Origin of the sequence: Nocardiopsis mwathae (assembly GCF_014201195.1) — a bacterium.
Taxonomy (GTDB): domain Bacteria; phylum Actinomycetota; class Actinomycetes; order Streptosporangiales; family Streptosporangiaceae; genus Nocardiopsis_C; species Nocardiopsis_C mwathae.
Window position 1 is genome coordinate 3,905,160 of the sequence record NZ_JACHDS010000001.1, and the last position, 22,694, is coordinate 3,927,853.

Annotated in this window: 24 protein-coding genes; 11 read left to right on the forward strand and 13 right to left on the reverse strand. The window is 70.4% G+C overall.

The window, feature by feature from the left end; genetic code table 11:
• Nucleotides 1-25 precede the first annotated feature (25 nt).
• Nucleotides 26-598, reverse strand: a complete 573-nt coding sequence (locus tag HNR23_RS16915; protein WP_184076655.1) for a TIGR03086 family metal-binding protein — start codon at nt 596-598, stop codon at nt 26-28.
• Nucleotides 599-810: 212 nt separating this feature from the next.
• Between HNR23_RS16915 and HNR23_RS16920 the strand changes: the two genes are divergently transcribed.
• Nucleotides 811-1,350 (forward strand): nitroreductase/quinone reductase family protein, encoded by a 540-nt coding sequence (locus HNR23_RS16920; protein ID WP_394353784.1) that lies wholly within the window; start codon nt 811-813, stop codon nt 1,348-1,350.
• Nucleotides 1,351-1,512: 162 nt separating this feature from the next.
• Here HNR23_RS16920 and HNR23_RS16925 read toward each other — a convergent pair whose 3' ends face one another.
• From HNR23_RS16925 to HNR23_RS16935, 3 genes are read right to left on the reverse strand one after another with little or no spacing between them, the layout of a single operon-like run.
• The gene (locus tag HNR23_RS16925) at nt 1,513-2,832 is read right to left on the reverse strand and encodes a PQQ-binding-like beta-propeller repeat protein (RefSeq protein WP_184076657.1); all 1,320 of its coding nucleotides are present in this window, start codon (nt 2,830-2,832) and stop codon (nt 1,513-1,515) included.
• Nucleotides 2,829-3,725 (reverse strand): cytochrome c biogenesis protein CcdA, encoded by an 897-nt coding sequence (locus HNR23_RS16930; protein ID WP_184076659.1) that lies wholly within the window; start codon nt 3,723-3,725, stop codon nt 2,829-2,831. The genes HNR23_RS16925 and HNR23_RS16930 overlap by 4 nt, the downstream gene beginning before the upstream one ends.
• Nucleotides 3,722-4,447, reverse strand: coding sequence for a DsbA family protein (locus HNR23_RS16935; protein ID WP_184076661.1), 726 nt, complete (start codon nt 4,445-4,447; stop codon nt 3,722-3,724). The genes HNR23_RS16930 and HNR23_RS16935 overlap by 4 nt, the downstream gene beginning before the upstream one ends.
• Nucleotides 4,448-4,578: 131 nt before the next feature.
• Between HNR23_RS16935 and HNR23_RS16940 the strand changes: the two genes are divergently transcribed.
• From HNR23_RS16940 to HNR23_RS27545, 3 genes are read left to right on the forward strand one after another with little or no spacing between them, the layout of a single operon-like run.
• Nucleotides 4,579-5,037 (forward strand): hypothetical protein, encoded by a 459-nt coding sequence (locus HNR23_RS16940; protein WP_184076663.1) that lies wholly within the window; start codon nt 4,579-4,581, stop codon nt 5,035-5,037.
• Nucleotide 5,038: 1 nt separating this feature from the next.
• The gene (locus tag HNR23_RS16945) at nt 5,039-5,446 is read left to right on the forward strand and encodes a BlaI/MecI/CopY family transcriptional regulator (RefSeq protein WP_184076665.1); all 408 of its coding nucleotides are present in this window, start codon (nt 5,039-5,041) and stop codon (nt 5,444-5,446) included.
• Nucleotides 5,443-6,405 carry a M48 family metalloprotease gene (locus HNR23_RS27545; RefSeq protein ID WP_184076667.1) on the forward strand — a complete coding sequence of 321 codons (963 nt, stop codon included), beginning with the start codon at nt 5,443-5,445 and terminating at the stop codon, nt 6,403-6,405. Before HNR23_RS16945 ends, HNR23_RS27545 begins: the two co-directional genes overlap by 4 nt.
• A 172-nt stretch (nt 6,406-6,577) precedes the next feature.
• Here the strand turns inward: HNR23_RS27545 and HNR23_RS16955 are convergent, their stop codons facing one another.
• From HNR23_RS16955 to HNR23_RS26880, 5 genes are all read right to left on the reverse strand, one after another.
• Nucleotides 6,578-7,801 carry a tyrosine-type recombinase/integrase gene (locus HNR23_RS16955; protein WP_184075636.1) on the reverse strand — a complete coding sequence of 408 codons (1,224 nt, stop codon included), beginning with the start codon at nt 7,799-7,801 and terminating at the stop codon, nt 6,578-6,580.
• A gap of 87 nt (nt 7,802-7,888) precedes the next feature.
• Nucleotides 7,889-8,098, reverse strand: coding sequence for a MerR family transcriptional regulator (locus HNR23_RS16960; RefSeq protein WP_184075635.1), 210 nt, complete (start codon nt 8,096-8,098; stop codon nt 7,889-7,891).
• A 200-nt stretch (nt 8,099-8,298) separates the two neighbouring features.
• Nucleotides 8,299-9,867, reverse strand: a complete 1,569-nt coding sequence (locus HNR23_RS16965) for a replication initiator (RefSeq protein ID WP_184075634.1) — start codon at nt 9,865-9,867, stop codon at nt 8,299-8,301.
• Between the two features lie 267 nt (nt 9,868-10,134).
• Nucleotides 10,135-10,326 carry a DUF397 domain-containing protein gene (locus tag HNR23_RS16970; RefSeq protein ID WP_184075633.1) on the reverse strand — a complete coding sequence of 64 codons (192 nt, stop codon included), beginning with the start codon at nt 10,324-10,326 and terminating at the stop codon, nt 10,135-10,137.
• Nucleotides 10,323-11,129 carry a helix-turn-helix domain-containing protein gene (locus tag HNR23_RS26880; protein ID WP_343070524.1) on the reverse strand — a complete coding sequence of 269 codons (807 nt, stop codon included), beginning with the start codon at nt 11,127-11,129 and terminating at the stop codon, nt 10,323-10,325. The genes HNR23_RS16970 and HNR23_RS26880 overlap by 4 nt, the downstream gene beginning before the upstream one ends.
• A gap of 384 nt (nt 11,130-11,513) precedes the next feature.
• On the opposite strand from HNR23_RS26880, the gene HNR23_RS16980 reads away from it, so the two are divergent.
• From HNR23_RS16980 to HNR23_RS17000, 5 genes are all read left to right on the forward strand, one after another.
• On the forward strand, nt 11,514-11,969 hold the full coding sequence (locus HNR23_RS16980) for an ATP-binding protein (RefSeq protein ID WP_184075632.1): 456 nt from the start codon (nt 11,514-11,516) through the stop codon (nt 11,967-11,969).
• Nucleotides 11,966-12,160: a hypothetical protein gene (locus HNR23_RS16985; protein WP_184075631.1), complete on the forward strand. Its 195-nt coding sequence runs from the start codon at nt 11,966-11,968 to the stop codon at nt 12,158-12,160. Before HNR23_RS16980 ends, HNR23_RS16985 begins: the two co-directional genes overlap by 4 nt.
• A 30-nt stretch (nt 12,161-12,190) precedes the next feature.
• A complete protein-coding gene (locus tag HNR23_RS26360; protein ID WP_221308096.1) occupies nt 12,191-12,760 on the forward strand; it encodes a helix-turn-helix domain-containing protein in 570 nt (189 codons plus the stop codon).
• Between the two features lie 776 nt (nt 12,761-13,536).
• Nucleotides 13,537-13,740, forward strand: coding sequence for a hypothetical protein (locus tag HNR23_RS16995; RefSeq protein ID WP_184073544.1), 204 nt, complete (start codon nt 13,537-13,539; stop codon nt 13,738-13,740).
• A 333-nt stretch (nt 13,741-14,073) separates the two neighbouring features.
• A complete protein-coding gene (locus HNR23_RS17000) occupies nt 14,074-14,421 on the forward strand; it encodes a hypothetical protein (protein ID WP_184073542.1) in 348 nt (115 codons plus the stop codon).
• Between the two features lie 333 nt (nt 14,422-14,754).
• Here HNR23_RS17000 and typA read toward each other — a convergent pair whose 3' ends face one another.
• The gene (typA, locus tag HNR23_RS17005) at nt 14,755-16,644 is read right to left on the reverse strand and encodes a translational GTPase TypA (protein ID WP_184076668.1); all 1,890 of its coding nucleotides are present in this window, start codon (nt 16,642-16,644) and stop codon (nt 14,755-14,757) included.
• Nucleotides 16,645-17,011: 367 nt separating this feature from the next.
• On the opposite strand from typA, the gene HNR23_RS17010 reads away from it, so the two are divergent.
• Complete coding sequence (locus HNR23_RS17010; RefSeq protein ID WP_184076670.1) at nt 17,012-18,061, forward strand: iron-siderophore ABC transporter substrate-binding protein; 1,050 nt, start codon at nt 17,012-17,014, stop codon at nt 18,059-18,061.
• 71 nt (nt 18,062-18,132) lie between these two features.
• Here the strand turns inward: HNR23_RS17010 and HNR23_RS17015 are convergent, their stop codons facing one another.
• Both HNR23_RS17015 and HNR23_RS17020 read right to left on the reverse strand, forming a co-directional pair.
• Complete coding sequence (locus HNR23_RS17015; protein ID WP_184076672.1) at nt 18,133-18,543, reverse strand: NUDIX domain-containing protein; 411 nt, start codon at nt 18,541-18,543, stop codon at nt 18,133-18,135.
• 102 nt (nt 18,544-18,645) lie between these two features.
• Complete coding sequence (locus HNR23_RS17020) at nt 18,646-18,942, reverse strand: hypothetical protein (RefSeq protein ID WP_184076674.1); 297 nt, start codon at nt 18,940-18,942, stop codon at nt 18,646-18,648.
• A gap of 416 nt (nt 18,943-19,358) precedes the next feature.
• Between HNR23_RS17020 and HNR23_RS17025 the strand changes: the two genes are divergently transcribed.
• The gene (locus tag HNR23_RS17025) at nt 19,359-19,676 is read left to right on the forward strand and encodes a hypothetical protein (RefSeq protein WP_184076676.1); all 318 of its coding nucleotides are present in this window, start codon (nt 19,359-19,361) and stop codon (nt 19,674-19,676) included.
• A 668-nt stretch (nt 19,677-20,344) separates the two neighbouring features.
• Here HNR23_RS17025 and recD2 read toward each other — a convergent pair.
• A complete protein-coding gene (gene recD2 / locus HNR23_RS17030; RefSeq protein ID WP_343070598.1) occupies nt 20,345-22,639 on the reverse strand; it encodes an SF1B family DNA helicase RecD2 in 2,295 nt (764 codons plus the stop codon).
• Nucleotides 22,640-22,694: the final 55 nt, after the last annotated feature.

Genomic DNA, 22,694 nt, shown 5'->3' on the forward strand with positions numbered 1-22,694 from the left:
ATCCGTAGGCCTCTGTCACATCAGGCTAGGGCTGCCGACCGAGGAATGCCATGAGTTGCTGGGTTTTCGTCGTATCTGGCCCAAGCTGGACTTCCGGCCCGAACATCGTGCCGCGCCATTCGGGCCGGATGAAACCGCGGGAGAAGGCGAGCGCCGCCTCGGCGAGCCCATCGGGGACGGTCGCGTCCTGCCCGGTGGCGCGTGCGATGTCCCAGCCGTGCGCGAGGACGTCGACGACCATGACCCCGGCGACGTCGTACACGCGGTCTCCGGTGAAGGCCCCGGTGAGCTCCCGGTCCCAGACGTCCGGGGCGGCGAAGGTCACGCGGGCGCGGTCCGCCGCAGCGGCGAACGCGGCCCCGGGCGTTCCGCTGACCGGTGCGGCGGCGGTGGCCTCGGGGTCGAGCGCCGCCTCCTCGACCGCCTCACCCGCCACGCCGCGGGCCGCGAGGTCGAGGGAGTTGATCATGTGGTCGAGCACCTGGCCCAGACGCCACTCGGTACAGGGCGTGGGCGTATCCAGCGACGTGCCGCCGATCCCCCGCACCTTGTCGGCGGTGTAGTCGAGGGCGGCGTTGACCGTTGCCTCGGAGATCATGGCCGTTCTCCAATCGATCACCTGTACGAACAACGTGATCCACGCTACTACGCGAACCGCCCGCCCGCACCCCTCCCACACAGCCGCCTCCCCCGCAGCCGTGCCCATTCCCCCTCCACCGACCCCTGGCACGCCTCGCCACCACCCTTGGCACACCCGGCGAGCGCACGTAGTTTCACGGACACCCACCCGCACCGGGGAAAGGACCTCCCGTGCCCTCCACACCCCCTCCGCAGCCCCCGTCCTCCGGCCGCCGGACCACCCCGCTCCGCACCACACTCCTCGCCCTCTCCCAGCGGATGGCGGCGAGCCGCCTGTTCGCCCGGGTCGCCCCCCGCGTCCTCCCCCGCCTCGACCGGTTCCTCGCCCGGCGCACAGGCGGCCGTGTGCAGACCGCACGCTGGGCCGTCCCGAGCCTGATGCTGACCACCACCGGTCAGAAGAGCGGCGAACCCCGCCAGGCCCCGGTCGCGTGCCTGCCGGAGCGGGAGACCGGCTCCTTCCTGGTCGTCGGCAGCAACTTCGGCCGCGAGAAGCACCCCGCCTGGACCGGAAACCTGCTCACGACACCCGAGGCCGTGGTCAATTACAGGGGCCGCGAGATCCCGGTGACCGGCGTACTGCTCTCCGCAGAGGAGAAGGCCGCGGTATGGGACCGGCTCAACGCGATGTGGCCCTACGACTCGTATGCGTCCCGGTCAGGCCGCGAGCCCCGCGTCTTCCGACTCGTCCCCCGCCCGGCCCACCGGTGAGCCGACCACCCCCTCCTCCGTTGATCTCGGAGATATCGGGGTCTCAGCGGCGACTTTTACCCCGATATCTCCGAGATCAACGGAGACAGGGCGCCGATCACAGCGGGGCCGGGCTCCGACCATCGGGGAGACGGGGGCGCGGCCCCCGGCCCGGGTGCCCGCTCAACGCGGCGTGCCGACGGCGAAGCAGGTGCCCTCGGCGCGGCCGCACGCGGTCCCGGGCAGCTCCACGGCCGTCGCTCCCGACGCGGTGGCCGCGACCGGGAAGGGCCAGGCGCCGCGTTCCTCCACGGTCCCCTCCGCCGCCGCGAGCGCGACCCGGTCGGCGCCGTCGTCGGATCGGGCGCCGAAGAGCCGACCCCCGAGCAGTACCCGGGGCGCGTGGTCGGCCCCGTCGGCACGCCACAGCTCCCGGCCGCTCTCGGGGTCGTAGGCGGCGATGACACCTCCGCCGTCCGCCACCGACGTCGCGACGATCACCCCGCTCACCGGGTCGGCGAGCGCCCGCGGCTCGGCGATCCCGCCGGGGAGGACCGCCAGGGTCGCGCCGGTGCGCAGGTCGTTCACGGTGGTCACGGGGCGCCCCGAGCCGCCCGCCGGCGCCCAGGAGAGGAGGACCCGGCCGCCGTCGCCCTCCACGGCCGCCGCGTAGGCCGGCACGCGGCCCCCGGCGCCCGCGGGCGGGGAGAGTTCGTCCCCGGTCCACAGCTCCCGGTCGGCCACGGTGTCGCGTGCCCGCAGTTCGCCGCCGTCCTCGACCAGGAGGGCCCCGTCGTGCTCGTGGTGGACCACCACACCGTCGTCGTTCTCGTCGGCGCGTACCGACCCGTCGGCGGGCGAGAGCGCCACCTTGGCGCCCCCGTCGTCGCTGACCACGGTCCCCGGCATGTCACCGAACACCAGGCCCGGCCCGATCGCGGCGCCCGGGACGTCCACGGGTCCCCACAACCGCTCTCCGGTCACCGCGTCGTAGCCGCTGGCCTCGGTCGCGGGGTCGGCGCCGTTCCGCAGCGGGTCGAAGTCGTTGTCGAGCAGCACGACGATGTCGCGGCCCTCGGCGTGCGAGACGGCGAAGCTGGTGCACGAGGGGTTGACGGACCGGCTCCACCGGGCGGTGCCGTCGGCGCCGGTGAGGACGAAGGTGAGGTCGGGATCCTCCGCGGTGGGCAGGACGGTGCCGATGAAGCCGTCGCCGACCGCGGTGGGGCGGCTGTCCACGGGCAGCAGCGCGAGCGTGCCGGGGTCGACCGGGGGCGGGACGTCCCGGCCGTCGACACCGTGCAGCGGCTCGGCGGGCTCGTCGAGCACGGTGACCTCGTCGGCCGCACGCGTTCCCCGGTCCTCCCCCGCGGTTCCGGATCCGCCGACGCAGGCCGCCAGCGCGATCGCGGCGGCGCACCCGGCGGCTCCGAGGGCCGCGGCCCGTCGCGCCTGCCGCGCCTGCCGCTTTCCGGTTGTCTTGTCGACCGCGTTTCCGGTCATCGCGTCTCCTCGCGGTCCACGGCTTCCGCGGGCTCAGTGGGCTCAGTGGGCTCGATCCTCTTGTCGTGGGCCGCGCGCCGGTCGCGGTGCCAGCGCCAGGCGCCCGCGCCGATGAGCGCCGCACCCAGCGCGCCGAACAGCGCCAGGTCGGCCCCGGATCCGCTGAGCCCGGCCAGCCACTGCTGGGCGCGGTAGGCCTGGTCCTCGAAGAGCGCGCCGCCGAACAGCGACGCCGTTCCGTCGTAGCGGAGGAACAGCGCGCCGATGAGGATGAAGAGCAGGCCGGAGGCGGTGCTCGTGGTGTGCAGCCGGACCGGCCCGATGCGCACCTGCCGACCGCGCAGCCACGCCTTGCCGCCCAGGTCGAAGCGGTCCCACAGCAGCGCGAGCAGGAACAGGGGCAGCGCCATACCCAGGGCGTAGACCGCGAGGAGGAGGGCGCCGCGCACCGCGCCGCCGGTGGCGGCCACGGTGAGGACGGCACCGAGGATCGGGCCGGAGCAGAACCCGGCGAGGCCGTAGACCGCACCGAGGGCGAACACGGACACGGCGTCCGTCCGCCCGGAGAAGCGGCCCTCCAGCCGCGCGAGGAAGCCCAGCGAGATGCCCAGCCCGGCGATCTGGGCGACGCCGAACGCGATGATCAGCCACCCGGCGACGGCGATGAGCAGGTCGCGCTCTCCGTAGAACAGCCCGCTGACCGCGGCCGATCCGGCGCCGAGCGGCACCAGCGTCACGCACAGGCCGAGGTAGAACAGGGTCGTGCGGGCGAACAGGTGCCGCGGGTCGCGGAAGGCGTAGCCGAAGAAGGAGGGCAGCAGCAGCGCGCTACACGGGCTCAGCAGGGCGAGCACCCCGCCCGCGAGCGCCGCCGCGAAGCCGATGTCGGTCACGCGGCCCCCTCGGCGTCGTCCAGCGCGGCGTCGACGGCCTGGGTGAACACCGGCAGCGGCTGCGCGCCCATGACGGGTTGGCCGTTGATGAGGAAGGCGGGGGTGCCGTTGACGCCGATGCCGACGCCCTCGTCGAAGTCGCGCTGGACCGCCTGGGCGGCCTCTCCGCTCTCGCGGTCGTCGTCGAAGCGCTTCCCGTCCAGGCCGATCGCCTCGGCGATGGCGTCCAGTTCGTCCTGCAGGGCGTCGCCCTCAAGCTTCTCGTCCTCGGCGTAGTAGGCGTCGTGGAACTCCCAGAACCTGCCCTGCCGCCCGGCGGCGTGCGCGGCTCGGGCGGCGGTGGTGGAGGCGTCGCCGAGGTAGGGGAACTCCCGCCATTCGATGCGCAGGTCGCCGTCCTCGACATAGGGCATCAGCTCGGGCTGGATGTCGCGGACCCAGCGCCCGCAGAACGGACAGTTGTAGTCGGAGTAGGCGATGAGGACGACGGGGGCGTCGGTCTCACCCATCGCCATGGGGTCGTCGGCGTCGCGGCGGGCCAGCTGCTCGCCCATGTCGCGGATGTCGGCCGAGACAGGGGCCGACGGCGGCGCGTCCGGCTGGTCCGCTTCACCGCCGGATGCGGTGATGGCGTACCCGGCGATCGCGATGAGGATCGCGGCCCCGGCGGCGAGCGGCACCCAGGGGGCAAGTCGCCGAGATTTCCTGTCTGAGCTGGGCATTCGTCGCTCCTCCGTCGTCGCACCACGCGTCTTCTATCAAGCATAGTAGTATTTCTATGAACCATAGAAACAAAGTCCCGGACCACGGTCCCGGGGCGGCGCACGCAGGGTCGACGTGAAAGAGGGATCGGATGCGGCACTGGAACGCACGCAGGTGGTGGGCGGCGGCCGCCGGGAGCGCGGCGGCCGCGGTGCTGCTGGGAGTGCCGACCGCACTGATCCCCAACCCGCTGTTCGGCCGCGAGATCGCACCGGAGTGGTGGAGCCACCCCGTCTGGATCGCCTCCGCCGTCCTCAGCGGGCTGCTGCTGGCCACTTACGTTACCCCGCGTGGCAGCGGTGCCACGCCCGCCACACCCGAGCGCGGCACCCGCGCCTCCCTCGGCGGCGGGCTGCTGTCCTGGTTCGCCATCGGCTGCCCCGTCTGCAATAAGTTGGTACTGCTCGCGGTCGGCACCTCGGGCGCGGTGACGTGGTTCGCTCCCCTGCAGCCGCTTTTCGCCGCCGCGGGGCTGGTACTGCTCGCCTGGGCGCTGCACACCCGCCTGCGCGACGACGCGTCCTGCCCCGCCCCCGCACGAAAGGCCTGACATGGGTGGATTCGGCCCCCTCGAACGGGTCGTGATGGACATCGTCTGGGACGCCGCCGAGCCGGTCACGGTCCGCGCCGTCACCGAGGCGCTGGACGACCGCGACCTGGCCTACACCACGATCTCCACGGTGCTGCAGAAACTGTTCGACAAGGGGTGGCTGGAACGCGAGCGCATCGGCCGCGTGTGGTTCTACCGCGCGGCGGTCGGCCGCAGCGACTACGCGGCGCGCGTCATGCACGAGGCACTGCACGAGAGCGGCGGCACCCGCAGCACGCTGCTGCGCTTCGTGGACGCGATGAGCGATGAGGAGGCGCGGATGCTGCGCGACCTGCTGTCCGATGGCGGTGGCCGGGAGGACCGCGGGGACAGCGGTGATGGCGGGTACAGCGGCGGGGGCCGACCGTGACCCCGGGCGCCGCGCTGCTGCTCGCGGCCGCCTACACGGTGGCGCTCGGCGCGTTCGGGCCCCGGCTGCTCGCCCGGCTGCACGACGCCGCGCGGCGCGCACCGGGAACCGCCCTGCTCGCGGTGGTCGCGCTGGCGACCTCGTGGGCCGCCGCTCTGCTCTCCGTCGGCCTGCTGCTGCTCGCCAGGGTCACCGGTGGGCTCGGCCTGGCCGCGCTGATCGAGCTGTGTGTCGCCACCGTGTGCACGGTCTTCGGTTCCCCCGGCGACCCCAACGTGTCGGCCCTCGCCGCGCTGGCCGCCCCCGCCGCCACGCTCGGCCGCCTGGCCTGCTGCGCGGCCACACGCGGCTACCGCGGGTGGCGGTGGAGCTCCCGGCACCGCGCCATGCTCGACCACGTCGCCACGCGCCGCCGGGTGCGCGGCGCCGACGTGTGGCTCCTGCCCACCGGGCAGGCCTCCGCCTACTGCGTGGGCGGTCCCGGGGCGCGCATCGTGCTCACCCAGGGGGCGCTCGACACCCTCGACGGCGACCAGCTGGCGGCGGTCGTCGCCCACGAGCGCGCCCACCTGCGGGGGCGGCACCACCTGCTGCTGGGCTGGGTGCGGATCCTCGACTCCGCCTTCCCGTGCGTGCCGCTGCTGCGGCGGGCGGCGCCGCTCACCGCCGAGCTGGCCGAGTGGGCCGCCGACGACCGCGCCGCATGCGGCCACGACCGCCGCGTCGTCGCCCGGGCGATCGCCGCCATGGCGCCAGCCCCCGGGTCGGCCGCGCTCGCGGCCGGGGGCGGCGAGGTGGTGGAACGCGTCCGCCGCCTGGTGCGCCCCGCCTCGGGCGGACCCGCCGCGCCGCGCGCCCTCACCGCCACGGTCGCCGCGCTGGCCACCGCGGCGGCCGCCTGCGTGCTACTCGCCCCGATCACCGCCACCAGCTTCGGCCTCACCTGCGGCATGGTCTAGGCGGATGACACGCAGCCTCGGAATCCCCCGGCCCCTGCGTTGATCTCGGAGATTGTCATGCGTAAGGCCCGCCCTCCGCGTTGTGCCTGGTGACAGGCGCGCGGTGGGTGGGCCGGGGGTTCGAGGTCAGCAGGGGGTCAACGTACTACACGCCACCACCCCGGAACAGGCGTCAATGGGCCGGAGCGTCGGGGCCGCCGGGAGTGTCGGGGGCATCGGTGGCGAACGCGGCATCCATGGCCGAGCGCAACGAGTCGTCGGAGGAGTTCATCAGGTGGCCGTAGACGTCCATGGTCACGCTGATGCTTGCGTGCCCCATCCACGTCTGAATCTTCTTCGGCGAGGTGTTGTGCTCGATACAGACGCTGGCGAAGGTGTGGCGCAGGTTGTGCAGCTTGTGCGGGACCTCCGGGCGCAGCCCGGCGGCCGCGCAGGCCTTGCGGAACCGGTAGCGGACGGTGGCGGGGTTGGCCATCCCCCCGCGCGGGGAGCGGAACACCGGTTCGACCTCCGTGCGCCCCGGGGCGCCGTCCTGTTCGGCACTGACCGTCTGGGGCGGGTACAGGTCCCGGTGGGTGCGCAGTTCGGTGATGACCCGCTGGGAGAGCGGGACGCGCCGGATGGACGTGCGGGTCTTGGCCGGGGACAGGCGCCCGTCTTGCAGCTGGCGGTCAACACTCACCGTGCCCGCTTCCAGGTCGATCCGGTCCCAGGTCAGGCCGAGCAGTTCGCCGATGCGCAGGCCCAGGCAGGCGCCCATGACCACGAGTAGCCGGTAGCGGGGGGTGATTTCTTCGGCGATCGCCTCGACTTCCGCGACGGTGAAGGGCACCACCTCACTCGTGTGCACCTCGGGAAGGCGGACGTTGCGGCAGGGGGAGGCGGGGATCCTCCCGGCGTCGGCGGCTCCTTGGAACAGGCCCTTGCACGCCCGGTAGATCAGGCGCACCGTCCAGGCGGACAGGCCGTGGCGCGTCGCCCAGGCGTTGACGGCCCGCTGGACATCGTGGGGGGTGACGGCGTTCAGCGTCATCCCGCCCAGTTCGGGGAGGATGTAGCGGTTGACCCAGGTGCGGTAGGTGGCGTGCGTGGAGGGTCTGCGTGTGGCCTTGATCGTGGAGAGCCATTCGGCGCCCCAGGCGGAGACGGTGATGCGCCCGGCTTTGAAGTCTTGGAGGATGCCCGAGTTCTTCTGTCCGCGCACCAGGTCCCGGAACTCCTTGGCTTGCGTCAGGGTGTCCCAGGTCTGGGAGGTCTGCTTTCCGTCGCCGTCGCGGTAGGGCACTTTGTAGGCGTAGACCTCACGCCCGGCGGCTTTGGTCTTGGTCTGGTTGAGGGTTTTGCGGATTCCGTCGCGCATGGTCCCGACCGCCCAGCCGACCGCCTTTTTCGCCATGGTCCCATCTCCGTTTCCTCGTGTTCTTTCTTTCTATCGCCCATTCTATCCAAATCTGTGGAATTCGGCGATTAAAGAGTCTGTTGATCATGGCCGGATCTGGCCACTGATCCATTTCTTGACCTCATTTGCGGAGAAGCGGAGTTCCCGGCCGACGCGCGCCGCATGGAAATACTTGCGGTGGTTGTCGTGCACCCACGACACAGGTTTGCGCAGGTAAGCGGCCACATCATCGACCGCCCACAGCCCATCAAGGGACCCGGGGGAATCGTTTCCTTGTTTGTTTTCGCGTTTCACGTGAAACCCCCAAAGAGGAAACCGAGAATGGAATATCAGATGGTCGATAAAAGTGATCGGGCGCCGGGCTCGCCCACTGACCAATCCCCCGACCACCCACCCCTCGCCCGGCGGAGCCAAGGGCGTAAAAGGACGCGCTACGCGCGCCGTATTCCTGTTCCAGTGGCCGGCGCAAGCGGAACAGATCCGGGTTCACGCATTCAAGGACGCGCTTCGCGCGACATTTCTTCCCGGCGCTGCCGCACTGGAGCCCATGTCAGCGAAAAATGTTCCGCCCGCCTCAATTTCTCATCGCAGAGCACGCGGCGATATTCCTCGCGTGCGATCGCGTACTCCCGCGCCATCTGTTCGACGAGCATAGAATCGCCAGCCTTGACCCAGCCGCGACCGGCGTACGCCCAGTGGCCGATGACCAGCGTCGAACCGTCACCACCAGTGGCCCACACATCGCGTTCCCCGGACGCCTCCCGCTGGTTCGCGCGCCAGGCACGGCGAGCGGCCCGCAGCGCCCCCAAGGTCACCGAGTACACCCGCGACTTGGTCGCGAAGTGACCCCGAAACCCCAAGCAGTGCGCCCACTTGCGCAACCGCAGGTGTTCCAGGTCGCGCCGCGCCCCCAGGTCCCACGCCGTTTCCACCATCCGCGCCAGATGCGCCCCCACCGCCCGCCGCAGCCACCCACGGTGCAGCCGGTGAAACCGCCGCGCCAACGCCCCCGACGCCGACACCGCATCCGACGCGGTCTTGGTCGCGTACTTCGCCAGATAGGCACCCAGACGCCGCGTGTTGGTGACCGGCCCGCCCTCCGAGACGTCGGTGACGTCGCGCTGAGCACCCCACGAGGCCACCCGCAACCGCCCATCAGTGGACGGCAAGGCCACCGCCGCCTGATCGACCGCCCGCCTCACCGCCGACGCGAGCAGCCCCGCCGACGCCCACACCGGCGGCTCCACGATCCGGCCCCGGTCATCGGGATCGATCCCGTCCAGGCGGATGACCGCGTGCAGGTGCACCAGGCCCCGCCGCTGGAACTCCGCCACCTTCACATACGAGGTCCGCACCAGGTCACGCAGACCGGTCGCCGACACCCGGGTACCAAGCACCTCGGAGACCAGCGGGGCCAACGCCCGGTCGATCGCCACCCGGGTACGCCTCCACAACTCCCCGGCGTACGCGTTCCACAGCACCGCACCGGTGTAGTCATAGCACTCCGGACAGATCGGAGTGCCGACGATGGGGTGATCGCTGTCATGAGTCAGGGCGCACCCGAGAAGACGGCCATGGGCGCACGTCCGTCGGGTGTCGCGCCGTGGTCGGCACACCCCACCGCCGCGCGCCGAGTGCACCGGCCCGAAGCTGGGCGCCGTCAGCGTCACGAACAAACGCGGGTGCCCCTGCACCGTGTCGGGCACCACCGAGCCGACCGTGTCCTGACGCGCCCCCGCCCCACCCGACGAAGTCGCCGACATCCGCCCCGATATCCCCGACGCGACCAGGTGCCACATATCGCGCCGGTAGACCTCCGCACACGACCCACACACCGACGCCCGCCGGTCCCCGCACGCCACCAGCAACACCCCATCAGGGTGGGACGCGGTATCGACCTCCGCACGCACCTCACCCGTATCGGCGTCGGCCGACACCGCGCCCCCAGCCACACGGACCGGGTTGGAGCAGAACCGCGCCCGCTCCGCCTGCTGCCTCCAAGCCGGAAAATCCTCGCCCGTCAACCGGTCCATCAACGCCCGCTCTACCGGCGACACCCCCACGCGCAACCTCCCGCACCCGCATCGAACACCCGTCCTACAACAAGCCTGAGGGCAAACGGCAGAACCGAGCCGACGACTTTCGATCGGATCGACGATCCGCCCAACAGACCCGACCAGACCGGAACACACCCAAAGGTGAGGCGGACCGAAACGCGCGCAGCAGGGGAAATTAAGGAACGTCCGAAAAGACGAGGGCAAGCAGAAGGCCCCCGGCCGCGAACAGCGGGAGGCCCAAGCGTCTCAAGGGATGGGGAAGGGTGGAGGTCACTACAGAAGGTCGCTGCGCACGCCGGAGAGGAACGCCCCCCACTCCCGGGCGGGGACGGCCAGGTATCCAAGGTGCCGATTCTGCGTGTCACGTACGAACGTGCCCTGTCGAGTCCCGGCTACCTCAACGCACTGTCCGCCCGTGTTGTTGCTGTAGGTGGACGTGCGCCACGCCAGGTCATGAGGTCTCACGAGAACTCTCCTTGTACGGTCGCGATGAGTTGGCGGGTTGCATCCAGGGGGAGGGCTGCACCGCGTAGATCTCCGAAGAGTCGAGAGTAGTCGTCCACTGCGTCGAGATCGTGCACGATTGTGCCCTCCCGTCGAGTTTCCAGGTACAGGATGACCCCCTGGCCAGGGACCTTGAAGAGTTCGAAGGCTTCACTCAGCCCAGGGTGGTCGGTTGTGGCGAATGGGATGACTTGGATCGCGACCTTGGGGCGTTGCGATTTCTCAAGAAGGTTCGCCAACTGACGTGCCATGATCTCTCGTCCGCCTGTTGGCCTGCGCAGAACCGACTCGTCTAGGACGAAGACGAGGGCAGGAGCTTCGTCCGACTTAAGAAGTTCCTGACGCTTCATGCGAATTTGCACGAGTTCCTCGATCGAATCAGGAGTGTCACGAGGAAGTCCCGTCCTCAGAATGTGTCGGGCGTACTCCTCCGTCTGCAGCAGGCCGGGCACAACCATCTGGTGGAATTCCCAGATCTCCGACGCAGCGCGCTCTAGTTCCGCAGCGTCTTGGTAGCCAGGGGCTAGAGCAGACTCCGACAACCGATCCCACAGCTCTGTCAGTGCACCGCCTGTGTTGAGCTCGCGATCAAGGTGCCTCGTATGCTCCCTTTTGATCCCCCGTGCGCCGCGTTCCATTGCACTGAGCATGGCTGGCGAGATCCCAACCGCCTTCGCTAGGTCCTCCTGCGAAACACCAGCTCGTTCGCGGAATGCGCGGATCTGCTTGCCAATCCGGATCCAGCGACTCCTGTTTCCCTGCACCGATCACACACCCCTCACTACGCTTCCTCTACCGATTGGCACCCAATAAGACCAAGGAAAGCACTTTAGTAAAAGGTATTGCAAGCGATCTTTAGTGCAGACATTGTGTTGTCCCCAGCGGCAGTTAAGTCGCCGCCCGAAGATCACTACTCTGCTAGCACACATGCGGCCCTGGTCGGTGTAGGCACACACCGAGCGCAGGGCCTTGATCCCCAACCTGAGAACCACAAGGAGCAGGTGAGGACCCAACATGAACACTATCGTCCAGCAGACGGAGCAAACGACCGTCAGGCTAGGTTGCCGCGTTCGGAACCCGCACCACCGGCGATCCGCGCGGGTGCGCCCCTACGTCCACCGCATGACCACCGGGGAGGCGGTGTGACCATGGCTTTCTACACCCGTAGCTTCCCCGGGGTGCCCGAGCAGGTCGCCGAGGCACGCCACTGGGCCGAGGACGTGTTGACCACCGCCGTGCACGGCCCCGGCACCCCGGACGAGACCACCGCAACCGCCGTGCTCCTCCTGTCCGAGCTGTGCACCAACGCCATCCGCCACACCCACACCGGCCGCCAGGGCGGACGCTTCACCGTCAGCCTGGTACTGACACCCGGGCAACTGGAAGCCCGCGTTGCCGACAACGGCGCCGCCGACAGCGCGCCCCGCCTGCTGTCCACCGGCCCCGACGCAGAGCAGGGCAGGGGGCTGCACCTGGTCCGGCACTTCGCCGACCACACCGGCCCCCTGCCCCAGGGATGCGGCGTGTTCTTCCGCCTCGCCTGGGCCACCACCAGCAGCGCCCCCACCCCCGCCCGAGCAGGTGTAAAGGGGGAGGACCGGTGAACGGCGAACAGGACGAGGCCGAGGAACTGCGCCGCAAAATCGCAGAAATACGCGTGGTCGTGCTGTTCCGGGGCGCCGTCGACGTCTCGCCCCGCACACCGCCGCCCAACGTGCACGGCGAGATCGAGCGCCTGCGATGGCAGCTTGAAGACATCCAATGGCGGCGCGACTGCCTCACCCGGCGCCACTGACCCCCGACGACGAGGAAGGAGGACGCCCCTATGGCAGCCACCGCCCCCGCAGCGCGCCGCCCCCTCACCCGCACCGACCGATTAGTGATCACCACGTGCTTCGACGCGGGCGCGTCCATCGAACGCATCGCCACCGCAACCCGCCGCTCCCAGAACACCGTGCGCCGGGTGCTCAAGGAGTCCGGCCGCAGCATCCGGCACCGCCCCCGCACCCGCCCCGACGTCACCACCGAGGAATGCGCCCGACTCTACGCCGAGGGCCGCAGCTGCCCCCAGATCGCCGAGCTTCTGGACACAAGCACCAGCACCGTGTTCAACCGGCTCCAGGAGGCAGGCATCCCGCGCCGCCCGCCGGGCCGCCACCGGGCACCGGCATCCCGCACCACGGGCAGCGCCCACGCAACCCGGCCCCGCCCCGCCCTGAGTGCCCCGGTCGAGCTACTGACCACGGCCGAGGTCGCCGACCTCTTCAACGTGCGCACGCGCGCGGTACGGGACTGGACCCGCCAGGGCCGTGTGCCGGTCATCTACACACCCGGCGGACGCCCCCGCTACCCAGCAGAGCAGATCCGCCAGCTCATCAAGGAGAGCAGGCCATGACCGCGCTCGCAGCGTGCGCCGACGCGCTCACCCTGGCCGCCCGGCTCATCCGGCCCGCACGCGGCCTCCACGCCGTCCCGCGCCGACAACGCTGGGACCAACCCCAGCCGCCCCCGCAGCACTCCGGAGCCGCCCGAAGTGCCCGCAGGCCGCTACCGCCGCCACGGACACACCGTTCGCTAGACCGCCGACCAGGCGCACCATGCGATCGGTGACGACTTTCCCTACAGGGTCAAGGCTGCCCGCCCGCGCCATGGCGCGGGCGGGCAGCGGACGTGTGCGCCGGGGGTCGGCCGCAGGTCGGGACGGGCTTACGGGACACGTCGCGCTGCGCGCCCGACTTCGTCGGGTGCTCGCGCGCGGCCCCGACACCCGCCCTCCCCGGCCTCACCAGCGTGCCCCGCCTCCACCGCCCCGCCTACCGCACGAGGGCGAGCCCGCCCGCGCAGGAACGCCCTGCACACCGCCGCACCGACGCCCGCCGACCGTGCACAGCCCCCGGCCGGGCTCCGGGAACCGGGCCGGACCAGCTCGCCGTGTTCGTCGCGCGCGTGGTTCCGGTAGGCGGACAAGGTCACCGGTGCGCTTCAGCGTTTCGACCGTGGCACCGGTAGCGGGCACCCTCCCGGAGGTCGATCCGGCCTGACTTTCCGGGACCTATCACGCCCGGGGCGGGGGTCAAGGTCGTTCAGTCGTGGAGTGCTCCACCTTGACCCCCGCCCCGGGCGTGATCCAGACGGCCCCGTCAGGCCGAACCGACCCCCCAGGAGGCCGCCATGAACACCGCCGCCACCACGACCGGAAACGCGACCGCTCTGCGCACCGCCGACCGCGCCGCCTACCTCATCTGCTCCGACGACCCCGCCGAGGTCACCGCCGGACTCCGCCTCGCCTTCGCCCTCCCCCGGGAGCTGCGCACCGAGATCCTGGCCGGGGTCGAGTACTACCTGGCCGACGACGAGCCGGACGAGGCCGCATAGCGCCCCCGGGCCGCGCGCCCCGGACCCTCGGGTCTGGGGCCTTTCCGTGTGCTCACCTGCGCGGTCACCGGCATGCAGGCGCACCGCGGGCACGGGTGCGCGGTGGGGCCGGGTGGCCGGTTCCGTCCGCGTTCACGCGTCGCGGCGGGACCCGAAGGATCGGGGGCCGGTCGGAGAAAAGGGGTGGAGCCCGAAGGCTCCGACCGCTCAGGGCCAGCGTAGCGGCCCCCGATCCTCCCGCCGCGCCGCGCTCTGCGCGACCGGAACCGTCCACCCTCCCGCCGTTGCCCGCGCGGGTAGGCGCGCCCAAGCGCGGCGGTCTATCCTGCCGCCATGAGCGACCCGCACCGCGTGCGCCCCATCACCAGCGCCCCCACCGCCAAGGCCCGCCAGCGCGCCCAGGAGGCCGAGACCGCGCGCCTTGCCGACCTCATAGCGTCCGACCTCCGGCGCCAGCAGTGGGCGAAGCTCTCCTACACCGATGAGGAGGAGCGCGCCGCGATCAAGCGCGCCGCACGCCGTGCGGGCAAGGAGATCGGGGTGAAGGTCGCCGTGCGCACCACCCGCGACGGCGCCGTCATGGCCGCCATCGACGAAGAAGGCGGACCCCTGCGCGACCGGTTGGACGAGGCCCGCCTACGCAACGCGATCGATGACGCGTTCGGTGATGACCCCCGTTGACGTGTCCCGGACCGTCCGCGCCCGCCGCGTGGCCGGAGCCCCCAGCGTCATCCCGGCGTCAACCTACACACCCGGACCACCCCGGAACAGTCACCACTAGACCGGAACGCCCAACCCAGGGAAACAGGGCGCCACCTGGGCAGACGACAACAGTCGACAACAGGCCGGACCACCCCGGAACGTCCGAATCCGGCATCCGTTGATCTCGGAGATATTGGGGCCTCGCGGGCGATTTTCACCCCAATATCTCCGAGATCAACGCAGGAGCGGCGAAAACAGGGAGCCCGGCGGGCTCCCTATGGGGTCGTTCCGCGTGCGCCGCGTCTGCTCCTGCTAGTTGCCGCGCTTCTTGTTGGCGGTGATGCGGCCGCGCTCCTTCTGGTCGAGGACGACCTTGCGGATGCGGACGGCGTCGGGGGTGACCTCGACGCACTCGTCCTCGCGGCAGAACTCCAGCGCCTGCTCCAGGGAGAGCTTGCGCGGCGGAACCAGGCGCACCAGCTCGTCACCGGTGGACGAGCGCATGTTCGTGAGCTTCTTCTCCTTGGTGATGTTGACGTCCATGTCGTCGGAGCGCGAGTTCTCACCGACGATCATGCCCTCGTACACCTCGGTACCGGGCTCCACGAACAGGGTGCCGCGCTCCTGCAGGTTGAACATGGCGAAGGCGACCGCCTGGCCGGCGCGGTCGGCGACCAGCACACCGTTCGGGCGGGTGCGCAGCTCGCCGAACCACGGCTCGAAGGACTCGAAGACGTGGTGCGCGATGCCGGTTCCGCGCGTCTCGGTGAGGAACTCGGTGCGGAAGCCGATGAGCCCGCGCGAGGGGACCAGCCAGTCCATCCGGACCCAGCCCGTGCCGTGGTTGGTCATCTGCTCCATGCGGCCCTTGCGGACGCTGAGCAGCTGGGTGATGGTGCCCAGGTACTCCTCGGGCGCGTCCACGGTCAAGCGCTCGACGGGCTCGTGCAGCTTGCCGTCGACCTGGCGGGTGACCACCTGCGGCTTGCCGACGGTGATCTCGTAGCCCTCTCTGCGCATCTGCTCGACGAGGATGGCCAGCGCGAGCTCACCGCGGCCCTGCACCTCCCAGGTGTCGGGGCGGTCGGTCGGCAGCACGCGCAGGCTGACGTTGCCGACGAGCTCACGGTCGAGGCGGTCCTTGACCAGGCGCGCGGTGACCTTGCCGCCCTTGACCTTGCCGACGAGCGGCGAGGTGTTGATGCCGATCGTCATGGAGATCGCGGGCTCGTCGACCTTGATCAGCGGGAGCGGACGCGGGTCCTCGACGTCGGCCAGGGTCTCGCCGATCATGATGTCGGGGATACCGGCGATGGCGATGATGTCGCCCGGCCCGGCCTTCTCGGCGGGCTTGCGCTCCAGCGCCTCGGTCATCAGCAGCTCGGTGATCTTGACCTGCTGGGTCTCGCCGTCACCGCGGATCCAGGCGACCTGCTGGCCCTTGGCGATCTCACCCTGGCGCACCCGGCACAGCGCCAGGCGGCCGAGGAACGGCGAGGCGTCGAGGTTGGTGACGTGGGCCTGCAGCGGCGCCCCCGGCTGGTACTCCGGGGCCGGGATGGTGTCGAGGATGGTGCGGAACAGCGGGGTGAGGTCGTCGTTGTCCGGTCGGCCGCCGTTGTCCGGGCGGTTGAGGGATGCCGAGCCGTCCATGGCACAGGCGTAGACGATCGGGAAGTCGATCTGCGACTCGTCGGCGTCGAGGTCCATGAAGAGCTCGTAGGTGTCGTCGACCACCTCGGCGATCCGGCTGTCGGGCCGGTCGACCTTGTTGATGACGAGGATCACCGGGAGCTTTGCGGCCAGCGCCTTGCGCAGCACGAAGCGGGTCTGCGGGAGCGGGCCCTCGCTGGCGTCGACCAGGAGCACGACGCCGTCGACCATGGACAGCCCGCGCTCGACCTCACCGCCGAAGTCGGCGTGGCCGGGGGTGTCGATGATGTTGATGACGACGTCCTCGCCCTCGGGCGAGGTGTAGTGGACGGCGGTGTTCTTCGCGAGAATGGTGATGCCCTTCTCGCGCTCCAGGTCGTTGGAGTCCATGACCCGGTCGTCGACGTCCTGGTTGGCCCGGAAGGCTCCCGACTGCCAGAGCATCGCGTCGACGAGGGTGGTCTTGCCGTGGTCGACGTGGGCGACGATGGCGACGTTTCGGAGGTCGGCCCGGCGGGCGGAGCCTTCGGCGTGCGTGGCGCTGGACATGCGAAAGTCTCGATCTCATGAGGTGGGAAAGAACCGCGACTCCCGCGGCCATCCATCAGTTTATGCCGGGATACCGGACAGCTTGGGAAACGGGCTGGTCAGGCGGTATCCGCAGGGCATCGCCGGGAGCGGGAGCCTCGGGCGCGACCGTGCGCGCGGGCGCCCGCGGGACGTGTGGGCGATTCGGCCGGGGCCCTGCCGAGGGTGTAACGCGGGGACGCCCGCAGGACTTCCCCGACACGACGAATCGGACTTAGGATAGGCATGCCTCACATGTTGCCGAGGTGGATCCGCCGCCGTACGCGGCCCTCCGGCGCCGAGGCGGCCCCGCACGCTCCCCCGACCCTGACGAGAGGTCCTCCACCCCATGCCCACGCAGTCCGCCCGATCCCCGCTGCGCGCCACCGCACGGCTCCCCCTCATCGCCGCCGCAGCGGCCGCCACCACCCTGATCGCCACCGGGTGCGGCGCCGGCACGACGGACACCGGCCCCGGGTCGGCAAACGGCGACTGGACGCCCGTCACCATCGAACACGCCTTCGGCTCGACCGAGATCGACCGCGCGCCCGAGCGGATCGTCACCGTCGGCTGGTCCGACGAGGCCACGCTGCTGGAGCTCGGCATCGTCCCGGTGGGCATGGCGGCGTCCACCTACGGCGACGAGGACGGCTACCTGCCGTGGGACCTGGAGAAGATCGACGAGCTGGGCGCGGACAAGCCCGAGCTGTTCGGCGCCGACGACGGGATCCCGGCCGAGCAGGTCGCCAACCTCGCCCCCGACCTCATCCTCGGCGTGCAGTCGGGCATGCAGGAGAGCGAATACAAGCAGCTCTCCGAGATCGCGCCGACCGTCCCCTACCTCGGTGAACCGTGGATGACGGACTGGCAGGAGCAGACCCTCGCCATCGGCGAGGCCGTCGGCCGGAAGGACGACGCGCAGCGGATCGTCGACTCGACGACCGAGTACATCGCCGGCCTGGCCGCCGACCACCCCGAGTTCGAGGGCACGACGTTCGCCATGGGCATGCCCATGCTCGACAGCGGCAGCCTCGCGTTCGTGACCGAGGGCGACCAGCGCTACGAGGTCATGAAGCAGCTGGGCTTCACCCCGGCGGACTTCCACGACTCGGCGCTGTCCGTGGAGGACGGCCGGTTCTACGGCCTGCTGAGCCTGGAGGACGCCGACCAGGTCGACGCCGACGTGCTGGTGATGTGGTTCGGCACCGAGAAGGAACGCGGCGACCTGGACGGCAACGACGTCTTCTCCAAGATCGGCGCCGTCGCCGACGGCGGCTACGCCCCCTTCGACGACGACCGGCTCAGCATGGCCTTCTCCACCCCGAACCCGCTCACGCTGCCGTGGGCGATGGACGACGTCGTCCCGATGCTCTCCGCGGCGGCGAAGGGCGAGGCGTAGGGCACGGAGAGGGGCGGTCCGGGGCGGCCGACGGTAGGGGCTGCGCGCGGGTGCCTCGGCGCCACCGCACGTCAGGGCCGCAGGTGCGGGCGGATCGCGTCGAGGAAGGGGACGTCGGCGGGGAGCCAGTCGATGTCGGCGAGGACGTCGGACTTGAGCCAGCGCAGGGCGAGGTGTTCGAGGGCCACCGGCTCGGCGTCGTCGAGGATCTCGGCGGTCCACACGCGCATGACCGCCTCGGAGCCGTCGTTGCGCGGAGGGAAGGTCACCTCGTAGTTGATGCGCTCGATGGGGCGGATGTCGACGCCCAGCTCCTCGCGGCACTCGCGGACGAGCGCGTCCAGTTCCTCCTCGCCGGGGTCGACCTTGCCGCCGGGGAGTTCCCAGCGCCCGAAGAGCGCCTCGGGCTGGGAGCGCTGGGCTGCGAGCAGGGCTCCATCGCGGATGATGGCGGCGCCGACGATGATCTGTGTCTGTGTCACGGAGTCCAACGTTAGTCGGGGGAGCCTGCGCCGTCGCCCCCGAGGCGGGAACCGGGTCGGCGAATCGGGCGGGCCGCCGCAGCGCGCCGGGGTGCGTGCGGCTCAGGCCGCGGCGTGCGCGGCCCGACGCAGGCCGGCGAGGGCGGCGATCCGCTGCGCCGCGCCTTCGGGGTCGGCCGCGGGGTGCGTCTGCTGGATGCCCAGGTCGTCGCGCCAGCGGAAGAGCCCGCCCATGCACCAGACGGTGAGGCCGGTGCGAATCGACAGCGACGCCACCGTGCCCCGGTCGCCCGCGTAGAGGCGCTCCGTCCCGTCAGCGGCGAGGTGTCCCCGCAGCCGGGCGATGGCTTCGGACGGTGAGGCGGGGGAAGAGCCGTTGATCCAGGAGAGGGTGCCCACTCATGTGCCTTTCCGCGTGCTTCGCGGGCTTTGTTGCCCGCATGATCCATATGTGGGGGTTCGTGGTGGGGTGCACCCCGCCACTGGCGTCGCTCATACCCCTGTTTGGGACACCCATAAACAGGGATCATCGTTTGGATCTCTAAATGATCACATCGGTCAACTTTCGGACACACAGAGCGAGCGTCCGTGAGCAAGGAGAGGCTTACCTGCGATCACGCGGCCGGGCCAGACCCTGACCCCGCGTTTCGGCCCTGGTACGGGTCGTGGTTGCGACTCGCGGCACACTCCCCCGAACCACACTCCGCCGGAAAATCTGCCCAGAACCGGCCGGAACGGTGTGGGATCACATCCCATGGGGCACCTCACGAAGCAGGTCACCTGAGGACGCCGCCGCGACGTAGGAGGGTGCGCACATGTCGGCTCTGCACGGTCTGAAGGGGTCCTTGCTGGACGGCATCTGGATCGATGCTCCGGGACATACCGTGACGCTCTCGCTGCGATCCACCAACCTGACGCCCCCGGTCGGATACACCCTGGTCCTCGAAGGCGTCACCGACTTCCACTTCTTCGACGACTCCGCCGAGCCCTGGTCCGGCGCCGAGTTGACCGACATCCGCTCCGACCACGATCCGGGCTCGCTGCGCCTGGACTTCTCGTTCGGCAGCGAGTCCTCCGGACTCGCCCTCACCTGCGCCAAGGTCGTCCTCCACCGGACGAGATCGGCCGAATGAGAGACCCGTCTCCCCATACCCCCTGCTCCCCGCAGCCCGAGAACCTCGGGCGCCGACCGCCCTGGTCGGCGCCCGAGGGGGCCGACGCTCTCCGGGGGGAGTGGAAAGAGCGTCAGCGTCCTGGGTGGCTCGCCCGCCGCGGCGATCCGCATTACGGTTCCGCGGTAAACCCGAGTATTCCGCACCCCGGAATTGTGGTTCCTGAGGCTGCTGCTATGCCGACGCGCCCGCCGGTATCAGCTCCATAACCGGAGCCTATTCACCCATCGGCGACCTTGGGGCGGAAACTCGAAAAACACGGGATGAGCAGTGGGGAACGGACCGGGGACCGCCGTCGATCTTTTATCCGCGACATCACCTCGGGGCGGCGGTCGAACCACCCCGCCAGGGGACGGCGGTCCCGGTCCAGGCGCGCTCGGTGCCCAGGAGAGGGGCGAGCACCGCGGCGCCGGACGGCCGCGCTACCGGAGAGGGGGGCGCGGCTCTGCGCGACCGTCGCCTCCACCGTAAACGAGGGCAGGCCGAAATTCATTTGTTCAGGCGCACGAATTTCCCCGAAATTTCCAGCCAATCGGACAGCATGCAGTCCGAAAAGTCAGCTATGCCCGAAGCTCCGCGATTGTTGAATCCGGGTCGGGTGAATTTTATCCTTTTCACCCTCTTCATGACTAAAGGCCCCGGTTGGACAATCGGTACGCGAGCCCGGTATATCGGCGCCCGGCCGCGGCATTGCGCACCGCCTGGGCGATGGCCCGCCGCGAGCCGACCAGCACCACCAGCTTCTTCGCCCGGGTGATCGCGGTGTAGAGCAGGTTGCGCTGCAGCATCATCCACGCGCTGGTCGTCACCGGGATCACCACGACCGGGTACTCGCTGCCCTGCGAACGGTGCACGGTGACCGCGTAGGCGTGGGCGAGCTCGTCGAGCTCGGCGAAGTCGTAGCCGACGTCTTCATCCTCGTCGGTGCGCACGGTGAGCTCCTGCTCGTCGGTGTCGATCGCGGTGATGACCCCCACCGTGCCGTTGAAGACGCCGTTGGCGCCCTTCTCGTAGTTGTTCCGGACCTGGGTGACCTTATCGCCGACCCGGAAGATCCGGCCGCCGAACCTGCGCTCGGCCACGCCCTCGCGCGACGGAGTCAGGGCGCTCTGCAGCACCGTGTTGAGGTTGCCGGCCCCGGCCGGGCCGCGGTGCATCGGGGTGAGCACCTGCACGTCGCGGCGCGGGTCGAAGCCGAACTTCCGCGGGATGCGGGTGGCGACGACGTCGACCGTGATCTCCGCGGTCAGCTCGGTGTCGTCACAGGAGAACAGGAAGAAGTCGGTCATACCGTCCAGCTCCGGCGGCTTGCCCTGGTTCACCCGGTGCGCGTTGGTGACCACGCCGGACTGCTGTGCCTGGCGGAAGACCCGGGTCAGCCGCACGTTCGGGATGGGGTCCGCGCACTCCTCGGAGCCATCGGCGGCGGCGTCGGCCTCTGCGCCCTGTGTCGCCAGCAGGTCGCGCAGGACCTGCCCCGCTCCCACGGACGGCAGCTGGTCGACGTCGCCGACCAGCAGCAGGTGGGCACCGGGTGGCACGGCCTTGACCAGCTTGTTGGCGAGCAGGAGGTCGAGCATGGACGCCTCGTCGACGACCAGCAGGTCGCAGTCGAGCGGCCGGTCCTTGTCGTAGGAGGCGTCGCCGCCCGGTTTGAGCTCCAGCAGCCGGTGCACGGTCGACGCCTCGTGGCCGGTGAGCTCGGTCATCCGCTTGGCGGCCCGCCCCGTGGGCGCCGCGAGGATGATCCTGGCCCGTTTGGCGGCGGCCAGCCGGATGATGGAGGCGACCGTGAAGGACTTGCCGCACCCGGGCCCGCCCGTGAGCACCGCGACCTTGCGGGTCAGCGCCAGCTTGACCGCTTCCTCCTGCTCGGGCGCCAGATCCGCACCCGTCCGCTGCTTCAGCCACTCCAGCGCCTTGGCCCAGTCGACGTCCTGGAAGGCCTCCATCCGGTCGGCCGGGTGCTCCAGCAGTGCGTGCAGCTGAGCGGCGAGTCCCACCTCGGCGCGCTGGAAGGGGACGAGGTAGACGGCGTTGACCGGCTCGCCCTCGGGACCGGGGACCTTCTCCTTGACCACGCCCTCCTCGGCCACCAGCTCGGCCAGGCACTCGATCACCAGGCCGGCGTCGACCTGCAGGATCTTCACGGCATCCGAGATGAGCCGGTCCTCGGGCAGGAAGCAGTGGCCGTCGGAGGTGGATTCGGAGAGCGTGAACTGGATCCCGGCCATGACCCGCTGCGGGCTGTCGTGCGGGATGCCCACGGCGCGCGCGATGGTGTCGGCGGTCTTGAACCCGATACCCCACACGTCGGTGGCGAGCTTGTAGGGCTCGTTTCGGACGACGCCGATGGAGCCGTCGCCGTACTTCTTGTAGATACGGACGGCGAGCGACGTGGAGACGCCGATGCCCTGGAGGAAGACCATGACCTCCTTGATGGCCTTCTGCTCCTCCCAGGCGTCGGCGATGAGCTTGGTGCGCTTCGGTCCGAGCTTGGGCACCTCGATCAGGCGCTCGGGGGTCTGCTCGATGACGTCCAGCGCCTCGACCCCGAAGTGGTCCACGATCTTCTCGGCCAACCGCGGGCCGATACCCTTGATCAGCCCAGACCCGAGGTAGCGGCGCACACCCTGCACGGTGGCGGGCAGAACGGTCGTGTAGTTCTCGACCATGAACTGCCGCCCGTACTGCGGATGGGACCCCCACCGGCCCTCCATCCGCAACGACTCCCCCGGCTGCGCCCCCAGCAGGGCGCCGACCACGGTGGTCAGCTCCCCGCCGTTGCCCCGCCCGTTGTCGACCTTGGCGACGGTGTAGCCGGTCTCCTCGTTCGCATAGGTGATGCGCTCCAGCACCCCCTCCAACACCGCCGGCCGAAACGGCTGCCCACCACGCCCCTCGGCCACAAGAACCCCTCCCACGCCTCGGTTTTCCACCCACCCCCATCATGCCGCGCTCCCCCGACGCCCGCGCTTG

What these genes read in the sequence shown, in the direction of transcription:
- HNR23_RS16915 (WP_184076655.1), bottom strand. Translation starts at nt 598, where the DNA reads ATGATCTCCGAGGCAACGGTCAACGCCGCCCTCGACTACACCGCCGAC.
- HNR23_RS16925 (WP_184076657.1), bottom strand. Translation starts at nt 2,832, where the DNA reads ATGACCGGAAACGCGGTCGACAAGACAACCGGAAAGCGGCAGGCGCGG.
- HNR23_RS16935 (WP_184076661.1), bottom strand. Translation starts at nt 4,447, where the DNA reads ATGCCCAGCTCAGACAGGAAATCTCGGCGACTTGCCCCCTGGGTGCCG.
- HNR23_RS16940 (WP_184076663.1), top strand. Translation starts at nt 4,579, where the DNA reads ATGCGGCACTGGAACGCACGCAGGTGGTGGGCGGCGGCCGCCGGGAGC.
- HNR23_RS16945 (WP_184076665.1), top strand. Translation starts at nt 5,039, where the DNA reads ATGGGTGGATTCGGCCCCCTCGAACGGGTCGTGATGGACATCGTCTGG.
- HNR23_RS16955 (WP_184075636.1), bottom strand. Translation starts at nt 7,801, where the DNA reads ATGGCGAAAAAGGCGGTCGGCTGGGCGGTCGGGACCATGCGCGACGGA.
- HNR23_RS16980 (WP_184075632.1), top strand. Translation starts at nt 11,514, where the DNA reads ATGGCTTTCTACACCCGTAGCTTCCCCGGGGTGCCCGAGCAGGTCGCC.
- HNR23_RS26360 (WP_221308096.1), top strand. Translation starts at nt 12,191, where the DNA reads ATGGCAGCCACCGCCCCCGCAGCGCGCCGCCCCCTCACCCGCACCGAC.
- HNR23_RS16995 (WP_184073544.1), top strand. Translation starts at nt 13,537, where the DNA reads ATGAACACCGCCGCCACCACGACCGGAAACGCGACCGCTCTGCGCACC.
- HNR23_RS17000 (WP_184073542.1), top strand. Translation starts at nt 14,074, where the DNA reads ATGAGCGACCCGCACCGCGTGCGCCCCATCACCAGCGCCCCCACCGCC.
- typA (WP_184076668.1), bottom strand. Translation starts at nt 16,644, where the DNA reads ATGTCCAGCGCCACGCACGCCGAAGGCTCCGCCCGCCGGGCCGACCTC.
- HNR23_RS17010 (WP_184076670.1), top strand. Translation starts at nt 17,012, where the DNA reads ATGCCCACGCAGTCCGCCCGATCCCCGCTGCGCGCCACCGCACGGCTC.
- HNR23_RS17025 (WP_184076676.1), top strand. Translation starts at nt 19,359, where the DNA reads ATGTCGGCTCTGCACGGTCTGAAGGGGTCCTTGCTGGACGGCATCTGG.